The organism is Kitasatospora sp. NPDC127067 (assembly GCF_042724755.1).
Classification (GTDB): Bacteria; Actinomycetota; Actinomycetes; order Streptomycetales; family Streptomycetaceae; genus Kitasatospora; species Kitasatospora lactacystinica.
Map to the genome: position 1 here is coordinate 1 of NZ_JBHXEM010000104.1, position 19,869 is coordinate 19,869.

The window sequence follows — 19,869 nt, forward strand, 5'->3', positions numbered from 1 at the left end:
GAGCCGGCCCGAGCCCCCCGGCTCCGCCGGCTCGCTCTCCCCGCCTCTCACCCTGATAGACGTCCATCCCCCCGGGGGGTTGCAGGTCGGTTCGAAGAATTTCTCGCGGACTTCGCCCGGAACGCCGAAAGGCGCCGTGACCAGGGGAGATTCCCGGTCACGGCGCCTCAACGGCCCGCGTGGGACGGCTACTTCACGACCGTCACCGGGACGATCACCTCTTTCAGGGAGGTCAGCGGCGCGGAGCCGTCGTACGGCAGCATCGCCTGGACGGACACCGGCATCGTGCCGGGCCCGTCCAGCTTGTCGAGGCTCATCCGGTACGTCACCGTCCTGGACTCCCCCGGCGCGAGCGAGAACTGGGCCTGCTGGCCCACCATGGCGTAGTCCATGCCGCCGCCCATCCCGAGCGGGATCTCCTTCCAGACGCCGGCGTCCTGGCGCTCCAGCTTGCCCTTGTTGATCATGATCATCTCGCTCGGCGGCGTCCCGGTGTACTCCTTCGTGTAGACCAGCGGTTGGAGCTTGTCGTAGGTCTTCAGGCCGGTGTTCCGGTACGTCACCGTGAAGGTCACCGGGGTGCCGTTGGTGGACACCTTCTGTCCGGCGCCGATGCCGCCGTCGACCGTGATCGCAATGTCCTTCGCGCCCTTGTCGGACGGGGTCAGGGACGGCGACTTGTGGCCGCTCACGTCCAGGCTGTTGACGATCGCCGTCAGGCCCGACTGGTAGTCGCTCTTGAGCCCGTTCGCCACCACGAAGACCTGGTCCAGACCCATCCCCCACAGCTGGGCGGTGAAGGTGTCCCCGGGCTTGCAGGTGACGTTCCACTGGGTCTTGTCGATCGTCCTGCCGGCCACGGTGGGCTTGGTCCGCACGGGTGCGCCGACCGAGGAGTAGCCGTTGTCGGGGAAGTAGGGCCGGCCCCAGATCGGGCAGTTCGGCTGGTGGCCCCAGCCGCTGTCGGCGACCAGGTCGTCCGTCGTCGGCCAGGCGCCGCCGCCGATCTCGTCCGGGCTGTTGTAGACCACGACCAGGACGCCGTACGGCTCGCACCTCGACGTGTCCCAGCCCTGCTGCGGGTCGGTCGGAGCACCCGGGCTCAGGACGCAGACCCGACTGGTCGAGACCGGCACGGTCTTCCAACCGGCCGGAACCTTGAACTTGACGCCCCGGAAGGTGTACGAACTCGCCGCACTGGTCGGCGTGTTGGAGGCCGAGGGGGCGGAGGAGGCGATGCCGTCGGCGAGCGGGACCTCCGGCTCGGCAGCGCCGGTGGAGGCGCCCGGGTCGGTGGGGGTCGCCGTCGGGCTGGGCTCGCCGGTCGGATCGGGCGTCGGGCTCGGCACGGCGGTCAGGGTGGCGGCCGGGGGCGGGACCTGGTCCTGGGCGACCGGCTCGCCGTGGAAGGTGAGCACGCCGAGCGCCATGGCGGCGGCCAGGCCGAGCGGCACGGTGACGGCGTACACCGGGCGCAGCCGGCGGATGCGGTTCTTCGGGGGAGCGGCCGGTCGCAGGCCGGCCGCCGTGACCATGGAGGCCCGGGCCGTCATCGCCTCGCGGAGCAGCCGTTCCGTCGGTGTCTCGGCCGGCCCGTCGCCGTCGCCGCCGATGCGGCGGGGGAGCTTGTCGGTCATCGAACCTTCTCCAGGTGCTTTTCCAAGGCGTCCAGAGCGCGGCTGGCAGTGGACTTCACGGCGCCCCGGGACAGTCCCAGGGTCTCGGCAATCTGCGCCTCCGACATGTCGGACCAGTAGCGCAGCACCAGCACCTCACGCTGGCGGGGAGTCAACTCCTGCAGGGCGACCAACACCCGGCGGTGCTCGTCGTTGAGCACCGCGTGGTCCTCGGCGGACGGGGCGTCGGCCACGTGCGGCGGCACGTACTCGCGGGCGGTCTTGCGGCGGCGAAGCATCGAGCGGGCGCCGTTGACCACCGAGGTGCGCAGGTAGCCGAGGGCGTTGTCGAGGTCGTCCAGCTCCTCGCCGTAGCGCTGGTAGAGCTGGGTGAAGGCGTCCTGCACGACGTCCTCGGCCAGGTCCTGGTGGTCGACCAGCAGGACCGCCATCCGGACCAGACCGAGCCGGTGGGCGTGGTAGAGGTCGGTCAGGGTGGGCCGGTCCTCGGCGGGCTTCCGGCCGCCGCGCAGCAGCCGGAACCCGGAACGGCGCTGCTTCGCCTCCTGCTCGGTGGCGACGGCGGCGAGCGGCTCGCCGGCCTCCTGTGCGCCGAACAGTGCGGCGACCACTCCGCGGACGGAGAAGCCGCGCCCCCCTGCCTGCACGGCGGTCGGCCCGATGGCCATGGACATTCGCGATTCCGCTTTCCCCCGGGACGGTGACGGCGGCCGCCGTTCCGTCAGGTCCACCTGATCAAGATCGTGATCGGGGGGATCATCCCAGCCGCCCTCTGCCGGGTTCCCTCCGCCCCCGTACCAAAGGACGTGTGACGGAGGTGAAGGTTGCAGTCGGGTTCGAAGAAAATTCCGAAGGGGCCGGGACGGCTACACTCACCGGCATTCCGCCACCCGTGAGCAGGGGGTTCGCATGGCCGAGCAGAACGTCTCCGGCCCGGCCGGCGCCCCGGTCGCCGAAGCCGCCGTCGGGCCACGGCCGGTGGCCGTCACCATCGGCCGGCGTCCGGAGCCCGTGCACGACGTCGCGGTGTACGCCTTCCCGGGCATGGCACCGTTCGAACTCGGCGTGGTGGTCGAGGTGTTCGGGCTGGCGCGGCCCGAGTTGACCGGCCTGCTGGCGGCGCCCTGGTACGGGCTGAAGGTGTGCGCCGACCGGCCCGGTACGGCGCTGGAGGCGGTGGGCGGCTTCACGCTGACCGCCCGGCACGGGCTGGACGAGCTGGCCGCGGCCGACACCGTGGTGGTCCCCGGGGTGCCGAACGCGTTCGGCGGCGTGGGGGCGTCTCCCGGTCGCCCGGCCGGGGGCGTCTCCCCCGCCCTGGTCGAGGCGCTGCGCACCGCGCACGCGCGCGGCGCCCGGATCGTGTCGATCTGCTCGGGCGCCTTCGCCCTGGCCGCCGCCGGGCTGCTGGACGGCCGGGTGGCGACCACCCACTGGCGGTACGCCGAGCTGCTCCAGCAGCGCTACCCGGCGGTGCGCGTCGATCCGGACGTGCTCTACGTGGACAACGGCGACGTGCTGACCAGCGCGGGCAGCGCGGCCGGCATCGACCTCTGCCTGCACCTGGTCCGCCGGGACCACGGCGCCAAGGTGGCCAACACGGTGGCCCGGCGCTTCGTGGTGGCACCGCACCGGGACGGCGGGCAGTCCCAGTTCATCGAGGCGGCGGTCCGCCCGGTCGAGGAGGAGGACGACGGGATCGCCCGCAGCATGCAGTGGGCGCTGGACCACCTGGCCTCCCCGCTGACCATCTCGCAACTGGCCGGCGCCGCCCGGATGTCGGACCGCTCGTACCTGCGGCACTTCACCGCCCGCAACGGGACCAGCCCGATGCGCTGGGTCGTCACCCAGCGCATCGCGGCCAGTCTGGCGCTGCTGGAGTCGCCGGAGGGGTCGGTGGAGGAGATCGCCGCGGCGGTCGGCTTCGAGAGCGCCGCGACCTTCCGCCACCACTTCGGCCGGGTGATGCGCACCTCCCCGACCGCCTACCGACGCTCCTTCGGGCGCGGGGTGGCCTGAGCCCTGCGCTCCTTCGGGCTCAGGGCGGCGTGGGCGCGGGGTGGGCGCGGGGTGGCCCGGGCGCGCGGCCTACTGCCCCGCGCGCTTCTCCTCGCGCCGGTCGGCGTTGGCGAGGATGGCGTCGTGAAGCCACTGGGCCAGGCCCGGCGCGATCTTCTCGTAGGTGTCGGTCCAGCGCGGGTCGGAGACGTACAGCCCGGCCAGGCCGCGGTGGATGGTGTACGTGCAGTCGTAGAAGTTCCCGCAGATGTGCTGCCGGTGCTCCTCGGCGAGGTCCGTGGCCACCGGGCCGTCGGCGGGCTCGCCGGCGGTGAGCGCCTCGGCCAGGCGGTCGTTGAGCCCGGTCATCTCGGCCTGGATCCGCTGCCAGTCGGCCTTGGAGTAGCCGCCGGTGCGGCGCTGCGACTCGGCCCAGGCCGTGGTGTCGCCCCAGCGCTGCTCGGCCTCCTGCTCCCAGTCCTCCTGGTAGTCCTCGCCGAAGATCTCGAACTTCTCCTCCGGGGTCAGCTGAATGCCCATTCTCCGTGCCTCCATGGCGTGTTCGACGGCTGAGGCGAGTTCCTGGAGGTGACTGATCCGGTCGGTGAGCAGCCGGTGCTGCCGCCGGAGGTGTTCGGTCGGGCTGACCGAGTCGTCGTCCAGGATCGCCGCGATCTCCTCCAGGGGGAACCCGAGTTCTCGGTAGAAGAGGATCTGCTGCAGCCGGTCGAGGTCGGCGTCCGTGTACCGGCGGTAGCCGGACCGGGTACGGCCGGCCGGGGACAGCAGACCGATCCCGTCGTAGTGGTGCAGGGTACGGACGGTCACCTTGGCGATCTTCGCCACGGCGCCGACCGAGTAGCCCTCACTGGTCATCGGAGTTCCTCCCTGGTTCTGACCACCACCCTCGGCTCTCACGTCGCGTGAGGGTCAAGCGGTGAACGGGGGCGGGCCCTCCCGCGTCAGACCCCGGCGCCGGCCGGCACCCGCACGCGCCGTCGCCCGCCCCGGTGGCCGACGGCACCGCCCTCGCCGTCGCCCGGCGCACCGGACCGCGGCCGGCGGGACCGCTGCGCGGGCCAGAACAGCACGTACGCGGCGGAGACCACCACGAAGGCGAGCCGGACGAAACCGCGGGCCGCGTCCGACGGGAGGAACAGCGTGCCGCCGTACAGCGCGACCAGCGCGATCCAGCTCCACCACGGGACGAGCCGCTTCTGCCCCACCGCGTCCCAGAGCAGGGTGCCGAGCAGGATCGAGGCCGTGTAGTAGGTGTAGACGCTCGGGTCGAGCAGGACGCGGGCGTCCGCGCCCAGCAGCACCACGGCCGGCCAGCGGCCCCGCCAAACGGCGACGCAGCCGAGCCCGATGCCGAGCGCGAACTGGGTCGGCCGGTCCCACCAGGGGGTGGACGGGTCGGTGACCCCGAACCAGCGCAGCGCGGAGGCGGGCTGGTTCGGGATGGTGAACTTGGCGGCCGCCATGGTGTCCAGGTTGCCCAGGTAGAACGGCAGCCAGGCGATCGCCACCAGGGCGCAGAACCAGAGCGCGGTGCGCAGCCAGGCGGGCCGGGGCAGCGCCAGGATCAACGGGGCGAAGGCGATCGCCCAGGGCTTGGAGTCCACCGCCAGCGCCAGGAGCACCGCGACCTGGACGGGCTTGCCGCGGGCCAGGGCGTGCGCGGCGAGGGTGGTGAAGAACAGCGCGAGGACGTCGTCCAGGTGCGCGAAGCGGACCGAGACCTCGACCCACATCGGGATGAACGCCAGCCCGGCGATCAGCAGCCGCTGCTGGAGCCGCCGGTGGTTGATCCCGGTGCCGAGGTAGTACAGGGCGGCGGTGCGGCCGACCACGACCAGCATCACCAGGCCCAGCCCGGCGCTCACCGCCTCGGCGATCAGCTCGCCGGTGTGCGGTGCGAACGGGGCGGTGAGCCTGGCCGCGGCCAGGCTCACCGGGCCGATCTGGAGCTCCGGGTGGCGGGCGTAGAGCGACAGGCCGCCGTCGGGCTGATCGCTGAAGAGCAGTTGCTCGCCCTGGCGCAGGTAGTGCCAGGAGAAGCCGCCGCTGGGCTCGACCAGGAGGAACCAGAGCACCGTCCAGGCGGCCAGCAGGACGTGGTGCCTGCGCAGCGGCAACCCGGCGATCCGCCCGGTCGCCGCCTCGTAGTCGGTGGTGGCCCGTGCCGTGCGTGCTGTCCGCACCTGTCCTCTCCCCGCCGTTCCGCCCCCCTCCGGCCGGACATCCTATGTGACGGAGGAGAACCGTCCGCGCCGCCCGCGGATCCGTCCGACGGGACGGTGCGGGCGGCACGGGGGGCTGCGGGGACGCGCCCGGAACTGCGGGAGTGAGCGTGCCCGGGAACGCCCGGAGGGCCGGACCGGGAGGGGGTACCGCCCGGGAACGCCGGGAGGGCCGGGCCGGCATCAGCCGCGGCCCGGCCCTCCCGGGCGTCGGTGCGTTCCGGGTCAGCCCTGCTGGGCGGACTTGCGGCGGCGCAGCACCACGAGGGTGCCGACACCGGCCGCCAGGACGGCGCCGCCGGCGGCCGCGATGGCGGTGGTGTTGTCACCGCCACCGGTCTGGGCCAGGGCCTTGTCGCTGCCGTCCGCGGCGGCCTTGGCCTTGTCGACGGCGGCCGGGGTCAGCGGCGGCGGGGTGATGACCGGGGGCACGACCGGGAAGTCGATCGGGCCCGCGGTGTCGCCGCTGCTCTCGGCCGGGGCCGGGGCGGTGGCCGAACCGGAGGGCTCGCCGGTGGCCGGGGTGGTCGGCTTCTCGGTGGGCTTCTCGGTGGGCTTCTCGGTCGGCTTGCCGGTGGGCGTCTCGGTCGGCTTCTCCGTCGGCGTGGCGGTCGCGGTGGCCGACGAGGAGCTGCTCGCGGTCGGGCTGGGCTTGCCCGTCTGGGTCGGGGTCGGGCTGGGCTTGCCGGTCTGCGACGCGGTGGGCGTCGGGGACGGCTTGCCGCCGCCGTGCGCCTTGATGACGAAGCCCACGCCGCCTTCGCAGCTGAGGTGGCCGTTGTCGACCGGCTGGTGGCTGGAGTCGTCGAGCTCGGCGGCGAAGACGACCGGGACGACGCCGGCCCGGCCGAGCGGGGCACCGTCGGTGAAGGACGCCCGGACCTTGATCGGGACGTTCTTGCCGCGGTTCACCCCGAGCAGGTCGTCGGCGACCGGGTTGCCGGCCCCGTCGAGGGTGCCGAGCATCATCAGGACGGAGTCGTTCTTCTCCCCGCTCTGGTCGGGGGCGACCACGGCGGTCTGCCACTCGCCCCCGGGGAGCCGGTACTGGACCTTGAGGTCCTTCGCCTGGAGCGAGCCCGCCTTGTTCTTGAACTTGAGCAGCGGGATGAAGACGAAGTCGTGCTTCGTCCTGTTGTCGACCTTGAAGGTGAACTCGCGGGCGTCACCGCCGGCGATGAAGGTGCCGGGCACGCCGTTCAGCGAGAGGTCGAGGCTCGCGTGCGACGCCTTGTCGGCCTGCTGCGCGGCGGCGGACGGGGTGCCGGTGGCACCGACGGCCATGGCGCCCTGGGCGCCGGCCAGGACGAGCGAGGACGCGAGCGCGACGGCTCCGGCAAGGGCAAAACTGCGACGTATGGACAAGGAGACCTCACGGAAGTGTCCGGGCGAGGCCCGGGGCGCGAGGGGGCGGCCGCAGACGCCACGTACCCCCCGCGAAGCTGAAAGTCCGACGGAGAGTACCGAACGACCCGACCGGTCCGGAAGGCGGGTGGCACGCTGTGAATCGAACCGGGGGGCGGAGTGCCCGAATCATCCAACTCTGGCCACTCGTAAGGCTTTTGCACCGTGCCTCGGGTCGACTGACGGGGTGCCGCGTGACGGGTACACGTCCGAAAGACGGTAGCCCCCGGCCCCCGGCGGCCGGGGGCGGACGCGCACGACGCCCGGTCCGCCGGGGCCGCCGGAGCTGCCGGGGCCGCCGGGGCCGCCGGAGCTGCCGGAGCTGCGCTGCCCGGGCGGACCCGGCCCGGGGTTCAGCCCGCGAAGAACGACTTGGCCGCGATCACCGCCCGCTCGTCGTCCAGCACCTCGCCCGGGCGGCTGCCGTTGCCGAGCAGCACCCCGCCCCAGCGCATCCCCATGTACTCGGCGGTCAGCCGGAGGGTGCCGATCAGCGGCTCGGCCTTGTCGTCCTCGGTGGCGAGGGCGGTGACGCCCCAGAGCGTGCCGCCGCCCAGCCGGGCCTTGAGGTTCACCCCGGGCACCCGCATCCAGGCCGACCAGTGGTCGAGATAGAGCTTGGCGCTGGTCGGCAGCGAGTACCAGTACAGCGGCGCGACGAAGACCAGGTCGGTGGCCGCCAGGGTGGCGTCCAGCAGCGTCCGCTCGTGGCCCGCCGGCTCCGGGTAGCTGCCGTCGCCGGTGTGCCGCAGGTCCCGGAAGGGCGGCAGCGGGTGCTCGTCGAGGCGCAGCCAACGCTGCTCGGCACCGGCCGGCAGGCTCGACCCTGCGGCCAGCCGGGCGAGCCGGGCCGAGTTGCCGTCGGCGCGCGCGCTGGCGTCGAGGAACAGGAAACGGCGCGGCGCCTCGGCGCCGGACGGCTGATCGGCCATCAGGATTCCTCCGTCGTGCGTACGGTGCGGACGCAGGAGTGAGCAGCCCCCGAACGCCGGTTTATTCCGCGCCCATGCCAAACCGCGGGCACGGAGCACCGGGCACGGAGCGCCGGGCGCGGAGCACCGGGCGCGGAGCACCGGGCGCGGGCCGGGGCGGCCCGGCCGACGGTCAGTCGGGCAGTCCGGCCCGGCGGCGGGCGACGGCCGCGACGGCCGCCCAGTCCTTGTCCCCGTCGCCGTGGGCCAGCGCGTCCAGGAAAGCGTCCCGCAGGACGCTGCCGAACGGCAGCGGAACGTTGCGCGCGGCCCCCGCCTCCAGTGCGAGACCGACGTCCTTGAGTCCGAGCGGCAGCCGGAACCCCGCCGGCTCGTAGCGGCGCTCGGCCACCATCGAGCCGTAGCCGCTGTGGATCGGCCCGGGGAAGAGCGTCCCGCTGAGCATCTCCACCAGGTCGGTCGGCCGGACGCCGTGCGCCTCGGCCAGACTGCACGCCTCGGCCATCGACTCGATCGCGCAGGCGATCAGGAAGTTGGCGCTGATCTTGGCCGTGTTGGCCTGCCGGGGGCTCACACCGAAGTGCCAGGTGCGCTCGCCCATCGCGGCGAACAGCGGCTCGGCCCGTTCCAGCAGTTCGGGCGCGCCCGCGACCAGGATGTTCAGCCGCCCCTCCGCCGCGACCGGCGGACGGCCGAGGACGGGCGCGGCGACGTAGCCGATGCCGTGCTCGGCGTACCGCTCCTCGGCCCGCTCGGCGAGAGCGACCGAGACGGTGGCCATGTTGACGTGCAGGGTCGCCGCGGCACCGGCCAGCAGCGCGGGGTCGAGCAGCCGCTCGACCGCCGTGTCGTTGGCGAGCATGGAGACCACCGTGTCGGCGGCGAACACCTCGGCGAGCGAGTCGGCCGCCTCCGCGCCCTCGGCCACCATGGCGGCCACCGGCCCGGGCGAGCGGTTCCAGACCCGTACGGTGTGGCCGGCCCGCAGCAGGCTGCCGGCCATGCCGCGCCCCATCGAACCCAGCCCCACGAAGCCGATCGTCCGCCCGGTCATCCCCGCACTCCCGTCGCCGCACCTGCTCGTGCACGACCGACTGTACGTCAGAACGCCCGCGGGCCGACCGCTGAACCGGGCGGCGCACCCGCGGCCGGGCAGCGGCTCACGCGCAGGCGCGGGCCGGCATCCGGGTGCGGTCGTCGGCCGCCCCGCGCTCCAGTTCGGCGACCACCCGGCCGCGCAGCAGCTCGTACTGGGCCTGGAGCCGGCCGGGACGGGCCGGCCGGGCCACCGGGCGGCCGGGGCCGACCAGTTCGTCCGGCCCGAACTGCTCACGGGTGAGGTCGATCTCGAAGCCGGTGGCGAAACGGTTCCACCAGTGGAGGTCCGTCCGCACCCCGTCGACGTACACCTCGCCCATCATGAGCTCGCCGCCGAGCAGGTCGTGCACCACCATCGCCGTCACCCCGCACTGGCCGCGGGCGGGATTGTCGGGACGCCAGTGGGCCAGATCCTCGGGCGCACAGGTGTCGACACCCCAGGAGGAGCGGATCGCACGTTCGATGTCGTTGAGGGTCCACGCCGTCATACCGGGAAGCCTGCCACGCGCCACTGACAGTGGCACCGGCTTTTCGAAGGGTCATCCCGTGTTCTGCGGCGACCCTCCCGGTGTTCACCCGAACGAGACCATGACCCGGCCGCCGGCCCTCCCCTGGCGCGGGGCGGGCCGGCGGCCGGGCTCACGTCACTTCGCCAGCTCGGCGACGCCGGCCTGCGCGAACTGCTCGTCCAGGTCGCCGCTGGGCGCACCCGCGACGCCGACGGCCGCGATCGGAGCGCCCTTCGACTGGATCGGGGCACCGCCGGCCAGGAACAGGGTGCCCGGGATGTCCTTCAGGTTCGGGGCCTGGGCCAGCCGCTTGGCCAGCTCCGAGGTCGGGGCGTTCCAGGACACCGCGGTGAAGGCCTTGCGCTCGGCCGAGACCGGGGCCTGCGGGCCGGCGCCGTCACCCTTCAGCAGCACCCGGGTGACACCGTCGCGGTCGACGACCGCGACCGACACGTGCTGGCCGGCCCTGGTGGCCGCGTCCAGGGCGGCCTGGGCGGCGCGGGTGGCGGCGTCGATGGTCAGGCCGCTGCTCGCGGCCAGGTTCTTGTTCTGGGTGTCGGCCTTCGCCGCCGCCGGGACGGCCGGGGTGTCGGTGGACTCGGCGCTGGCCGAGACGGCGCCCACGGTGGCGGCGGCGAGCGCGGCGGCGGCGACGGTGCCGGTCAGCACCCGGGTGCGCACGGAGGTCTTCTTCATGGTCCAGCTCCTCAGCGGATCTGCGGGGTGGGGTGTGGCGGGGTGGGGCGGGGGTTCGGGGGCCGCCGGGCCGTTGGGGGGATCGCCCGGCGGCGTGCTTCGATCCTCCGCCCGGGGAAGGCGCCGCCACATCGACGGTCCGGCGCGGACGTCCGGGCATGATGGTGGACGCCGGGGTCAACCGATCGGCTGATGCGGCCCCGGGCCGGACGGGTCACCATCGAGGGATCGACGCAGGTCGGTGCGGGACCGGGCCGCGACGGTACGGGCCGGTGCAGGCCGGTCCGGGCCGGCGCCGACCGCGCCCGCACCACCCGTTCAGCCAGGAGCCACCCGTGCAGCAGCCCCGCCCGACCGCCGGCCGCGGCGCTGCGGACCGCACCGGCGCCGGCCGCCGCGCCGTCCTCGGCACCGGCGACACCCTCGGCACCCGTGACACCGGCGACACCGGCGACACCGGCGACACCGCTGACCCGGACGCGGGCCGGTTGGCACTGCTGCTGGACTCCGCCTTCCTGCTGCTGCTCGCCGCCTCGCTCAACCGCTACCTCACCCACCACTCCGGCACCGCGCAGGCGCCCTGGGTGATCGGGCTGAGCGCGGCCCTCGCGGTCGCCCGGCCGGCCGGGTCCTGGCTCGACCACCGCCGTCCGCCCGCCCCGGGCCGGCCCCGCCGGTGGCCGCTGGCCCTGGTGGTGGCCCTCTGGGTGGTGCTGGTGCTGCTCGCGCCGAGCTTCGCCTGGTGCGCCGTCCCGCTGATCTACAGCGTGCTGCGGGTGCTGCCGGCGAGGGCGGCCATCCCGCTGGTCGGGGCGCTGACCCTGCTGGTGGTGATCGCCGAGATCCGGCTGCCCGGCGGCGCCGACGCCACGCTGGTCCTGCTGCCGCCCGCGGTGGCCGGGCTCGCCACCGGCGTCTTCCTCGTCATGGCCCGGCAGGCCGCCCGGCAGCGCGCGCTGATCGCCGATCTGGTCCGCACCCGGCGCGAACTCGCCGCCACCGAACGGCGGGAGGGCACCCTGGCCGAGCGCGAGCGGCTGGCGATGGAGATCCACGACACCCTGGCGCAGGGCCTGTCCAGTCAGCAGATGCTGCTCCAGGCCGCCGAGCGCACCTGGGACACCCACCCGGCGACCGCCCGCACCCACGTCCGCACCGCCGCCGAGGTGGCGGCCCGGAACCTGGCCGAGGCCCGCCGCTTCGTCCACGACCTCGCCCCGGTGGAGCTGTCCGACGGCCGCACCCTCGACCGGGCACTGCGGTCGCTGGCCGAGCGGGAGTCCGCCGAGAGCGGGCTGCCGGTCCGCTTCCACCTGGACGGCACGCCGGTGCCGCTGCCCACGGCCGCGCAGTCCGCGCTGCTGCGGATCGCCCAGGGCGCACTGGCCAACGTCCGCGAGCACGCCGGGGCTTCGGCCGCCGCGATCACGCTGTCCTTCCTCGGCGACCAGGCCGTGCTGGACATCGCCGACGACGGACAGGGCTTCGACCCGGACGCGGCCGGCCCCGGGGGCGGGCGCGGGTACGGCCTGCCGGCGATGCGGGCCCGGCTGCGGCAGCTGGGTGGCAGGCTGACCGTGGAGAGCACGCCCGGTGAGGGCAGCGTCGTCTCCGCCGCGATCCCCCTGACGCAGCGATGAGTCGGAGCACCCGTGCGCCCGGCGCGGCGACGGGCCCGGCGCAGCGTTCCGGCCCGGCGCGGCAACCGGCCCGGCGCGGCAACCGGCCCGGCGCGCCGACGGGCCCGGAGCAGCCATGACCTTGGAGCAGAGATGAGCACGACTCCCGTCCGGACGACCCCGGTCCGCCTGCTGGTCTGCGACGACCACGCCGTGGTGCGGGCCGGGCTGCTGGCGTTGCTGGCGAGCGCCGGCGACATCGAGGTGGTCGGCGAGGCGAGCACCGGGGAGGAGGCCGTCGCGCTGGCCGCCCGGCTGGCGCCGCAGGTCGTGCTGATGGACCTCCAACTCGGCGACGGCATCGACGGGGTGGAGGCCACCCGGCGGATCACCGCCGCCCCGGGCGGACCGCACGTCCTGGTGCTCACCACCTACGACACGGACGCCGACATCACCCGGGCCATCGCCGCCGGCGCCACCGGCTACCTGCTGAAGGCCGAACGGCCGGAGGAGCTGTTCGCCGCCGTGCACGCGGCCGCGCGGGGCCGCACGGTGCTCTCGCCCCCGGTCGCCTCCAGGGTGATGGCGCAGATGCGGGCGCCCTCACCGCAGCTCACCGAACGCGAGCAGGACATCCTCGAACAGCTGGCGCAGGGGCTGGGCAACCGGGAGATCGCCCGGGCGCTGTTCATCAGCGAGGCCACGGTGAAGACGCACCTCGGCCGGATCTACGACAAGTTGGGCGTGGACACCCGGGCGGGCGCGGTGGCGGTGGCGAAGGAGCGCCGGCTGCTGCGCTGAGGCCCCGACCCGTTCCCCGCTCCCCGTTCTCCACTCCCCGTTCTCCCGGCTGCGCTGGGCGCCCGCCCGGTGTCACTGCGTGCTGCCATGATGCTCGGAATGTCGGATTCCGAGCCGGTGCCCGCCCGTGAGCTCCACCGGCCCGGTGCGGGCGACTCGGGCGCCGGCCGTCCCGGATCGGCCACAACTCCCTGGTCCGAGGCCCTTTCGGGTTCCACCGAGGGCCTCGTCACAATGTGGATGTTTCGTGGATTTCGCTATTGACAAACCAACCACGCGGTTTGTTAGTTTGAGATCAACGACGTCCCCGGGGGTGGGGGCTCGCCGGGGCCTGTGCGGACCGCTCTCGCCGGAGGGTGTGGCCAGGGGGGAACGGCGGGTTTGCCCGGGGTGTCGGGGGGAGCGGCAGCGCCGAAGCCGCGCGACGAGGCGGCGTGGAGCGGGTCCGGGGGGACTCGCTCCACGCCTCCCCCGGTCCCCTTCCACCAGCTCCTCCGGCCTCCCCGGCGCGTTCCGACGCGTTCCGGCCTACGCCAGGGCGCTCCAGTACGGACAGCGGACGTACGGCAGCGGCGGCGCGCAGTGGTCGACGCTGCCGGACAGCACCGGGCCCCGCTCCGAGCGGGCCACTCCCGGCGAACTCGCGGTCAGCCCGGCCTCGCCCGACTCGCCGAAGCGCAGTGCCAGCCGGTAGCCGTCCGGGGTGGTCACGGCGACGCCCGGGCGCTCCTGGCCGGCGTTCAGCGAGGTGATCGTCCAGCCGCGCCGCCGCCAGTGCCGCTCCACCACGTCCGCCAGCACCGCCCGCCGGGGCAGCGAGACGACGGTGAGGAGGTCCCGGCCCCGGGTGACGTACCAGAGCAGCTCCGACTCGCGCCCCGGCAGCGGCAGCCGCGCCCCCGCCCGTGCGGGCGCCCCCTGCCAGACCGGCGCCGGACGGACGGCGTCCAGGGTGTCCTGGAGCAGCGTCTCGCAGTGCTCGGCGGCGTCGAGTTGATCGACCGTCACCCCCGGCTCCGACCCCGGACCGGACCCCGGCCGACGGACCGGCGCGACCCTCGCGCCTCCGGGGCCGCCGCCCGGACATCCGACGTTCAGCTCGGCACCACCTGACTGCACAGGGCCCTCCGTACTCCTCCCGGTGTTCAACCCGGGCAGGCATTCCGTCACTGCTTGGACGGCGGGCGGGTACGGGCAGTTCCCCTCCCGGCTCCATCCCTCACCGTTCCCACACTCTCAAAGTGCACTGCACGGTGCAGTTGAATCACTGATCTGCACCGTGTAGTTTACTTCTCGTGCCGAGCCGCCGAGCCGCCGGGCCGAAACCGCCGTCCGGCCGCTTGCCGCACGTCTTCTGACCCACCGTCCGCCCCCCTGTCGAGAGGACCCGTCATGCCCGTCATCACCGTCGGCACCGCCCGCATCCCCTACCGCGTCGTCGGCGACGGCCCCGACACCCTCGTCCTGGTGCACGGCACCGGCCCCGGCTCGGCCATGTGGGACGGCCTGCTGGACGCCTTCACCGACCGCTGCACCGTGCTGCTGCCCGACCTCTCCGGCAGCGAGGCCGCCGACGACGACGGCGCGCCGCTCACCCTGGAGGCGCTGGCCGCCCAGGTCGCCGCCGTGATCGAGGACGCCGGCCGCGGCCCCGCCGACGTCCTCGGCTTCTCGCTCGGCGCCGTCGTCGCCACCGCGACCGCCGCCCTGCACCCCGAGCGGGTCCGCCGGCTGATCGCCGCCGCCGGCTGGATCAGCGCGGAACAGGACGAGTACCTGCGGCTCTCCATGGCCACCTGGCTCTCGCTCGCCGACCACCCCGCCGCGTTCGGCGGCTACGCCACCCTCACCGCCTTCAGCCGCGGCTTCCTCGACCGGATCGGGCGCGCCGCCGTCCAGGCCAACACCGCCTACATGCAGCCGACCCCGGGCACCCTGCGGCACATCGCCCTCAACCTCGGACTGGACCTCGGCCCGCTGCTCCCGCGCGTCCAGGCGCCCGCCCTGGTGATCGGCTGCACCCAGGACGCCACCGTCCCGGTGGAGAACGCCCGCCGGCTGCACACCGCCCTGCCCGGTAGCGCCTACGCCGAGTTCGACACCGGCCACATCGTGCTCGCCGAGGAGACCGAGGCGTTCACCGGCACCGTCCGGGACTTCCTCACGGCCGCGTGACCGGCCGCCGCACGACCGACCGCCGGGAGGGAGCGGGCGGCGGCGTACGGGAGGTCCGGCCGGCGGGCGCGCACGGCCCGGGCGACCGGCGCGCGGAGCACACCATTGCCCGAGAGGCAAGCCCTGCTCCAGAAAGGCCGATTACCGCGCATGGTGATCCTAATCAAATTGACTGAACGTCAACTTCAAAGGTGAGACTGCCTTGTCAGCGACATCCGCAAGGAGACCACCATGCGCATACTCTTCACCGGCCCCACCGCGGCCGGTCACCTCTACCCGATGGTGCCCACCGCCCAGGCGCTGCGCGCCGTCGGGCACGAGGTCCTGTTCGCCGTCGGACAGCCGGTCGAGCTGATCCGCTCCGCGGGCTTCCCCATCGTCCAGATCGGCGACGGCCGGGGCCTGCGGGAGATCATCGAGGAGGCTCTCGGCGGCAAGGTCGAGTACGTCAACCAGAACAGGACCCAGGACGAGATCCTCGACATGGCGGCCGCGATGTTCGCGCGCGCCTCCCGTCCCGACGTGGACGGTCTGCTGGCGGCCGCCACCGACTGGGGCGCCGACCTGATCGTCCACGACTCCTTCGCGGCCGCCGCCCCGCTGGTCGCCGCCCAGCTCAAGATCCCGTCGGTGGTGCAGAACTTCGGTGCCAGCCCCGGCGGTCCCATGACCGAGCTGGTGGCCTCGCACGTGTCCGACCTGTACGAGGAGCGCGGCCTGACCGGCCCGGGCATCGCCGCGGTGCTCAACGTCGGCCCGCTCGGCGGCGACCCGGACGGCCTGCCGATGCGCTACGTCCCGTACAACGGCGGCGGCATCGTCCCGGCCGAGTTCCTCCGCAAGGCCGACCGCCCGCGGGCGGTCGTCACCCTGGGCACCGTGCTCGCCGAACTCGACGGCGTCCGCGCGGTGGTCCGCCTGGTCGAGGCGGCGGCCGAGGTCGACGCCGACTTCCTGCTCGCGGTCGGCGGCGCCGACCTCGCCCCGCTCGGCACCCTGCCCGCCAACGTCCGCGGCCTGCCCTGGGTCCCGCTCAACGAACTGCTCGGCCGCGCCGACGCGCTGATCCACCACGGCGGCTCGGGCACCATGCTGACCGCCCTCCAGGCGGGCCTGCCCCAGCTGCTGCTCCCCCAGGGCGCGGACCACTTCCTCAACGCCGACGCCATCACCGCCACCGGCGCCGCCCTGAGCTCCACCTCCGACGCCGTCGACACCCCGCTGCTCACCCGCATCCTCACCGACGCCGCGCTGCGCGACGCCGCCCACCGCCTGCAGGCCGACAACGCCGCCCTGCCCACCCCGGCCACCCTGGTCCCCAGCCTGGAGGGCCTCGCCGCCCGCCGCTGATCCACTGATCCACTGCCGGCTCCGGCCCACCCGGACGGCGCACGACAGCCGCGGGCCGACCGGCCTGCGGCTGTCGGCCGTCGGCGGGCGTCTGTCGGCGGGGCAGGGTCGCGCCGGGGCCCGACGCACACCCGCGCCGGCCGGCTCCGCCCACCGGATACCAGCTGGAGGCGCCCCGGAACCAGATCGATCCCGGCCACTTCGACGCCCTGCCGCCCCGCGAACACCGCACGCCGCACACCGCACGCCGCATCGGGTGGGCGCGGCGGCCGGGGGCGGGACGGGTTCGGGCCCGTCAGTCGCCCCGGAGCAGGGCGCGCAGCCCGGCGGTGTCGACGACGTCGGCCCGGGAGGGGAGGACCCGGCGGAGCAGGACGTCGTGGACCTCCGGGTCCGGGTCGGCGACGCCGTCGGACAGGACGAGGAGCCGGTAGTCGCGGTCGGCCGCGTCGAGGACGGTGGACAGGACGGCGCCGCCGGTACCGAGGCCGCAGACGACCAGCGTGGTGATGCCGCGCTCGCGCAGCCGCCGGTCGAGGTCGGTGGTGGACAGGGCCCCGTAGCGGGTCTTGCGCACGAGGATGTCGCCGTCCCCGGGCGCCAGGTGCTCGTGGACGGCGGCGGCGGGGTCCTCGTGGTGCATGGCGCGGTGCCGGGCCAGCGGGGCGAAGGTGGTGTTGGCGGCCGGGACGGCGTCCCAGTCGGCCTCGGTGAAGCCGACGCGTACGTGGGCGATGGTGCCGCCCTCGGCTCGGACGTCGGCGATCGCCCCGGCCACCCGGCCGAGCAGGGCCTCGCGGTCTCCGTCCCCGGGCAGCGCGGCCAGGATCACGGGCTGGCAGTCCAGGACGAGGAGGGCGGTGTGCGCGGGATCGAGTGCCCGGTCGGTGCTCATGCGGTTGTCCTCCGTACGGATGGTGCGGCCGGCGGGGTGCCCGGTACGGCGCCCGGCCGCGTCCGGTCGGGTCGGGGAAGCAGGAAGGGGGTGGCGAGGATGAGCAGTCCCGCGACCGTGAGGGCGGTGCGCGGGCCGGTGGCGTCGGCGAGCAGCCCGCCGAGCGCGGTGCAGACGGCGATGGACGCCTGCTGGCCGATCGACCAGGCCGACAGGGTGCGGGCGACGAGGTGCTTGGGCGTGCGTTCGAGCCGGTAGGTGGCGAGCACCGGGTTGAACAGGCTCATGTTGATGATGATCGCCAGCTCGACGGCCATCACGGTGACGAGCCCGACCACGCCGGGGCGGACGAAGGCCAGGCCGATCAGCCAGACGGCCCGCAGGGTGCCGACGACCCGGAAGACCCGGTCCCGCCCGTGGCGCTCCACGACCCGCCGGGCCAGCCGGGAGCCGATCAGCCCACCGAGGCAGGGGGCGGCGAAGGCGAGGCCGTACTCCCAAGGCGCGAAGTGGAGTTGGCGCAGGAGAAGGACGGCGAGCACCGGCTCGGTGGCCATGATCAGACCGGCGACGAGCATGTTGTTGAGGTAGAGCGCCCGCAGACCGGGGTCGCCCAGGATGTGTCGCCAGCCGTCGAGCACCGCGCCGGCCCGGAGCGGCTTCCCGCCGGCCCGGACGGGCGGCTCCTCCCGGTCGCGGATCGCGGTGATGCCCAGCGCGGAGAGCAGGTAGCCGAGCGCGTCGGCCACCACGGTGGTGACCGGCCCGAACCAGCCGATCGCCGCCCCGCCGAGCGGCGGCCCGATCGCGATGGAGCTCCAATTCGTCGACTCGAAGCGTGCGTTGGCCACGAGCAGGTCCTCCGGCCGGACGAGCGCCTTGAGGTAGGCCCCACTGGCCGCGCCGAACGCGATCTTGGCCGCGGCGATCACGATCGAGACCACGAGCAGCTGGACGAAGCCGAGCCACCCGAAGGCGTAGGCCACCGGGATCGTCGCCATGGCCGCGAACCGGATCAGGTCCGTCGCGATCATGACCGGCCGCTTGCGTCGGAACTCCACCCACGGCGCGAGCGGCACCGCGACCAGCGCACCCACCGCGGGCCCCACCGCGGACAGCGCGGACACCTCGGCGGGCCCGGCGTGCAGCACCAGGACGGCGATCAGCGGCAGTGCCCCGAACCCCAGTCCGGACCCGTACGCGCTCGCCGCGTACGCCGCCCACAGCCATCCGAACCGCCGGCCCAGCCGTTTCCCGCCCGTCATGCGCGGTGCGCTCCCCTCGACGTCCCGACCCCGGCCGAACAAACCGGGGTTGACCAGTGAGAGCCAATCGGTCGCCACTACGGCAGGTCAAACAACCGATTCACCCACTCCGCACAACCTCCGGTTGTTCCCTAAGGTGGGTCGTGTGGACCTCGAAGCAGTGCGCACCTTCGCCGCGATCGCGGAGGCCGGCCAGTTCCAGAAGGCCGCCGTCGACCTGTCCGTCACCCAGCAGGCCGTCTCCAAGCGCGTCGCCGCACTGGAGCGCGACCTCGGCGTGCGGCTGTTCACCCGCACCCCGCGCGGCGCCGAACTGACCATCGACGGCCAGGCGTTCCTGCCCCACGCCCGCGAGCTGCTGCGGGTCGCCGAGCGGGCGGTCGCGTCCGTGCGCGCCGGCCGCCGCCCGCTGCGGGTCGACGTGATCAACTCACGCGGCGCGGTCTCGGGCCTGATGCGCGGCTTCCACCGCAGCCACCCCGACATCGACCTCGACGTGCTGATGCTGTTCGACATCGACACCGCCGTCGCCGCCATCCGCTCCGGCACGATCGACGCGTCCTTCCGCGCCGTCGCCGCGCCCGGCAGGCCCCTGCCCGAGGACATCGAGTCCGTCCGGGTCCTCGACGAACCGCTCCAACTCCTCACCGGCCCCGACCACGCCCTCGCGGACGCCGGATCCGTGACCGTCGCCGAACTGGTCGGCCACCGGATCTGGATGCCCGGCATCGCCCCCGGCACCGAGTGGGGCGCCTACTACGCCGACCTGGTCGCCGAGTTCGGCCTCACCATCGAGGCCACCGGCCCCAACTTCGGCTCCGACGTGCTCCTCGACACCATCGCCGACACCCCGGCCCTGGCCACCTTCATGAGCGAGCGGACCCGCCTCGTCTGGCCCGCCGGCCACGGCCTGCGCCGCATCCCGGTGACCGACCCGACGCCCGTCTACCCCCACTCCCTCCTCTGGCACCGCGACAACCCCCACCCGGCGCTGCCCACGCTCCGCGCCCACCTCGCGGCCGCCCCCGCGGACCCCGCAGCCCCGGACACCTGGACCCCCGCCTGGGCCCTCCCCCACTGACCGCCCGAACCGGCCCGGCCTGAACCGTCCCGAACCGGCCCGAACCGGTCCGGACAACGCGAAGGGGACGGAGCCGGACCAACCGAAACAGCGGCCACGGCGGGGGCCGTGCTCCACCCCGCCCGGGATCCCCGCCGGCGGCCACCCGTGAGGGGGACGTGGCCGG

At 74.2% G+C, this 19,869-nt stretch carries 18 protein-coding genes; 6 read left to right on the forward strand and 12 right to left on the reverse strand.

Annotation, left to right across the window (positions count from 1 at the left end):
• Positions 1–188: 188 nt before the first annotated feature.
• Both ACFWJ4_RS31085 and ACFWJ4_RS31090 read right to left on the reverse strand, forming a co-directional pair.
• Positions 189–1,637, reverse strand: coding sequence for a hypothetical protein (locus ACFWJ4_RS31085; RefSeq protein WP_380549838.1), 1,449 nt, complete (start codon positions 1,635–1,637; stop codon positions 189–191).
• Positions 1,634–2,311, reverse strand: coding sequence for a SigE family RNA polymerase sigma factor (locus ACFWJ4_RS31090; protein ID WP_359897781.1), 678 nt, complete (start codon positions 2,309–2,311; stop codon positions 1,634–1,636). Before ACFWJ4_RS31090 ends, ACFWJ4_RS31085 begins: the two co-directional genes overlap by 4 nt.
• Positions 2,312–2,546: 235 nt before the next feature.
• Between ACFWJ4_RS31090 and ACFWJ4_RS31095 the strand changes: the two genes are divergently transcribed.
• Positions 2,547–3,656, forward strand: a complete 1,110-nt coding sequence (locus ACFWJ4_RS31095; RefSeq protein WP_380549841.1) for a helix-turn-helix domain-containing protein — start codon at positions 2,547–2,549, stop codon at positions 3,654–3,656.
• A gap of 69 nt (positions 3,657–3,725) precedes the next feature.
• Here the strand turns inward: ACFWJ4_RS31095 and ACFWJ4_RS31100 are convergent, their stop codons facing one another.
• From ACFWJ4_RS31100 to ACFWJ4_RS31130, 7 genes are all read right to left on the reverse strand, one after another.
• Positions 3,726–4,511: a MerR family transcriptional regulator gene (locus ACFWJ4_RS31100; RefSeq protein ID WP_380549844.1), complete on the reverse strand. Its 786-nt coding sequence runs from the start codon at positions 4,509–4,511 to the stop codon at positions 3,726–3,728.
• Positions 4,512–4,597: 86 nt separating this feature from the next.
• A complete protein-coding gene (locus ACFWJ4_RS31105) occupies positions 4,598–5,839 on the reverse strand; it encodes a hypothetical protein (RefSeq protein ID WP_380351239.1) in 1,242 nt (413 codons plus the stop codon).
• A 264-nt stretch (positions 5,840–6,103) separates the two neighbouring features.
• Positions 6,104–7,243 carry an LPXTG cell wall anchor domain-containing protein gene (locus ACFWJ4_RS31110; RefSeq protein ID WP_380549847.1) on the reverse strand — a complete coding sequence of 380 codons (1,140 nt, stop codon included), beginning with the start codon at positions 7,241–7,243 and terminating at the stop codon, positions 6,104–6,106.
• Between the two features lie 392 nt (positions 7,244–7,635).
• Positions 7,636–8,214, reverse strand: a complete 579-nt coding sequence (locus ACFWJ4_RS31115) for a flavodoxin family protein (RefSeq protein WP_380549850.1) — start codon at positions 8,212–8,214, stop codon at positions 7,636–7,638.
• A gap of 172 nt (positions 8,215–8,386) precedes the next feature.
• Positions 8,387–9,268: an NAD(P)-dependent oxidoreductase gene (locus tag ACFWJ4_RS31120; RefSeq protein WP_380549853.1), complete on the reverse strand. Its 882-nt coding sequence runs from the start codon at positions 9,266–9,268 to the stop codon at positions 8,387–8,389.
• A gap of 106 nt (positions 9,269–9,374) precedes the next feature.
• Positions 9,375–9,800 (reverse strand): hypothetical protein, encoded by a 426-nt coding sequence (locus ACFWJ4_RS31125; RefSeq protein ID WP_359897774.1) that lies wholly within the window; start codon positions 9,798–9,800, stop codon positions 9,375–9,377.
• Positions 9,801–9,956: 156 nt separating this feature from the next.
• A complete protein-coding gene (locus tag ACFWJ4_RS31130) occupies positions 9,957–10,517 on the reverse strand; it encodes a heme-binding protein (RefSeq protein WP_380549856.1) in 561 nt (186 codons plus the stop codon).
• Positions 10,518–10,678: 161 nt separating this feature from the next.
• On the opposite strand from ACFWJ4_RS31130, the gene ACFWJ4_RS31135 reads away from it, so the two are divergent.
• Both ACFWJ4_RS31135 and ACFWJ4_RS31140 read left to right on the forward strand, forming a co-directional pair.
• Positions 10,679–12,157 carry a sensor histidine kinase gene (locus tag ACFWJ4_RS31135; RefSeq protein WP_380549907.1) on the forward strand — a complete coding sequence of 493 codons (1,479 nt, stop codon included), beginning with the start codon at positions 10,679–10,681 and terminating at the stop codon, positions 12,155–12,157.
• A 132-nt stretch (positions 12,158–12,289) separates the two neighbouring features.
• Entirely contained in the window at positions 12,290–12,937 is a 648-nt protein-coding gene (locus tag ACFWJ4_RS31140) for a response regulator (protein WP_380549859.1), read from the forward strand.
• Positions 12,938–13,465: 528 nt separating this feature from the next.
• Here the strand turns inward: ACFWJ4_RS31140 and ACFWJ4_RS31145 are convergent.
• A complete protein-coding gene (locus tag ACFWJ4_RS31145) occupies positions 13,466–13,945 on the reverse strand; it encodes a hypothetical protein (protein WP_380549862.1) in 480 nt (159 codons plus the stop codon).
• A 384-nt stretch (positions 13,946–14,329) separates the two neighbouring features.
• Here ACFWJ4_RS31145 and ACFWJ4_RS31150 point away from each other — a divergent pair, with 384 nt between their 5' ends.
• Together ACFWJ4_RS31150 and ACFWJ4_RS31155 are read left to right on the forward strand one after the other, a co-directional pair.
• Complete coding sequence (locus ACFWJ4_RS31150) at positions 14,330–15,112, forward strand: alpha/beta fold hydrolase (protein ID WP_380549865.1); 783 nt, start codon at positions 14,330–14,332, stop codon at positions 15,110–15,112.
• A gap of 231 nt (positions 15,113–15,343) precedes the next feature.
• The gene (locus tag ACFWJ4_RS31155; protein WP_380549868.1) at positions 15,344–16,462 is read left to right on the forward strand and encodes a nucleotide disphospho-sugar-binding domain-containing protein; all 1,119 of its coding nucleotides are present in this window, start codon (positions 15,344–15,346) and stop codon (positions 16,460–16,462) included.
• A 295-nt stretch (positions 16,463–16,757) separates the two neighbouring features.
• Here the strand turns inward: ACFWJ4_RS31155 and ACFWJ4_RS31160 are convergent, their stop codons facing one another.
• Complete coding sequence (locus tag ACFWJ4_RS31160; RefSeq protein WP_380549871.1) at positions 16,758–17,357, reverse strand: cysteine hydrolase family protein; 600 nt, start codon at positions 17,355–17,357, stop codon at positions 16,758–16,760.
• Positions 17,354–18,622 (reverse strand): MFS transporter, encoded by a 1,269-nt coding sequence (locus ACFWJ4_RS31165; protein WP_380549874.1) that lies wholly within the window; start codon positions 18,620–18,622, stop codon positions 17,354–17,356. Before ACFWJ4_RS31165 ends, ACFWJ4_RS31160 begins: the two co-directional genes overlap by 4 nt.
• Before the next feature lie 145 nt (positions 18,623–18,767).
• Here ACFWJ4_RS31165 and ACFWJ4_RS31170 point away from each other — a divergent pair, with 145 nt between their 5' ends.
• Positions 18,768–19,703 carry a LysR family transcriptional regulator gene (locus ACFWJ4_RS31170; RefSeq protein WP_380549877.1) on the forward strand — a complete coding sequence of 312 codons (936 nt, stop codon included), beginning with the start codon at positions 18,768–18,770 and terminating at the stop codon, positions 19,701–19,703.
• Positions 19,704–19,869 lie beyond the last annotated feature (166 nt).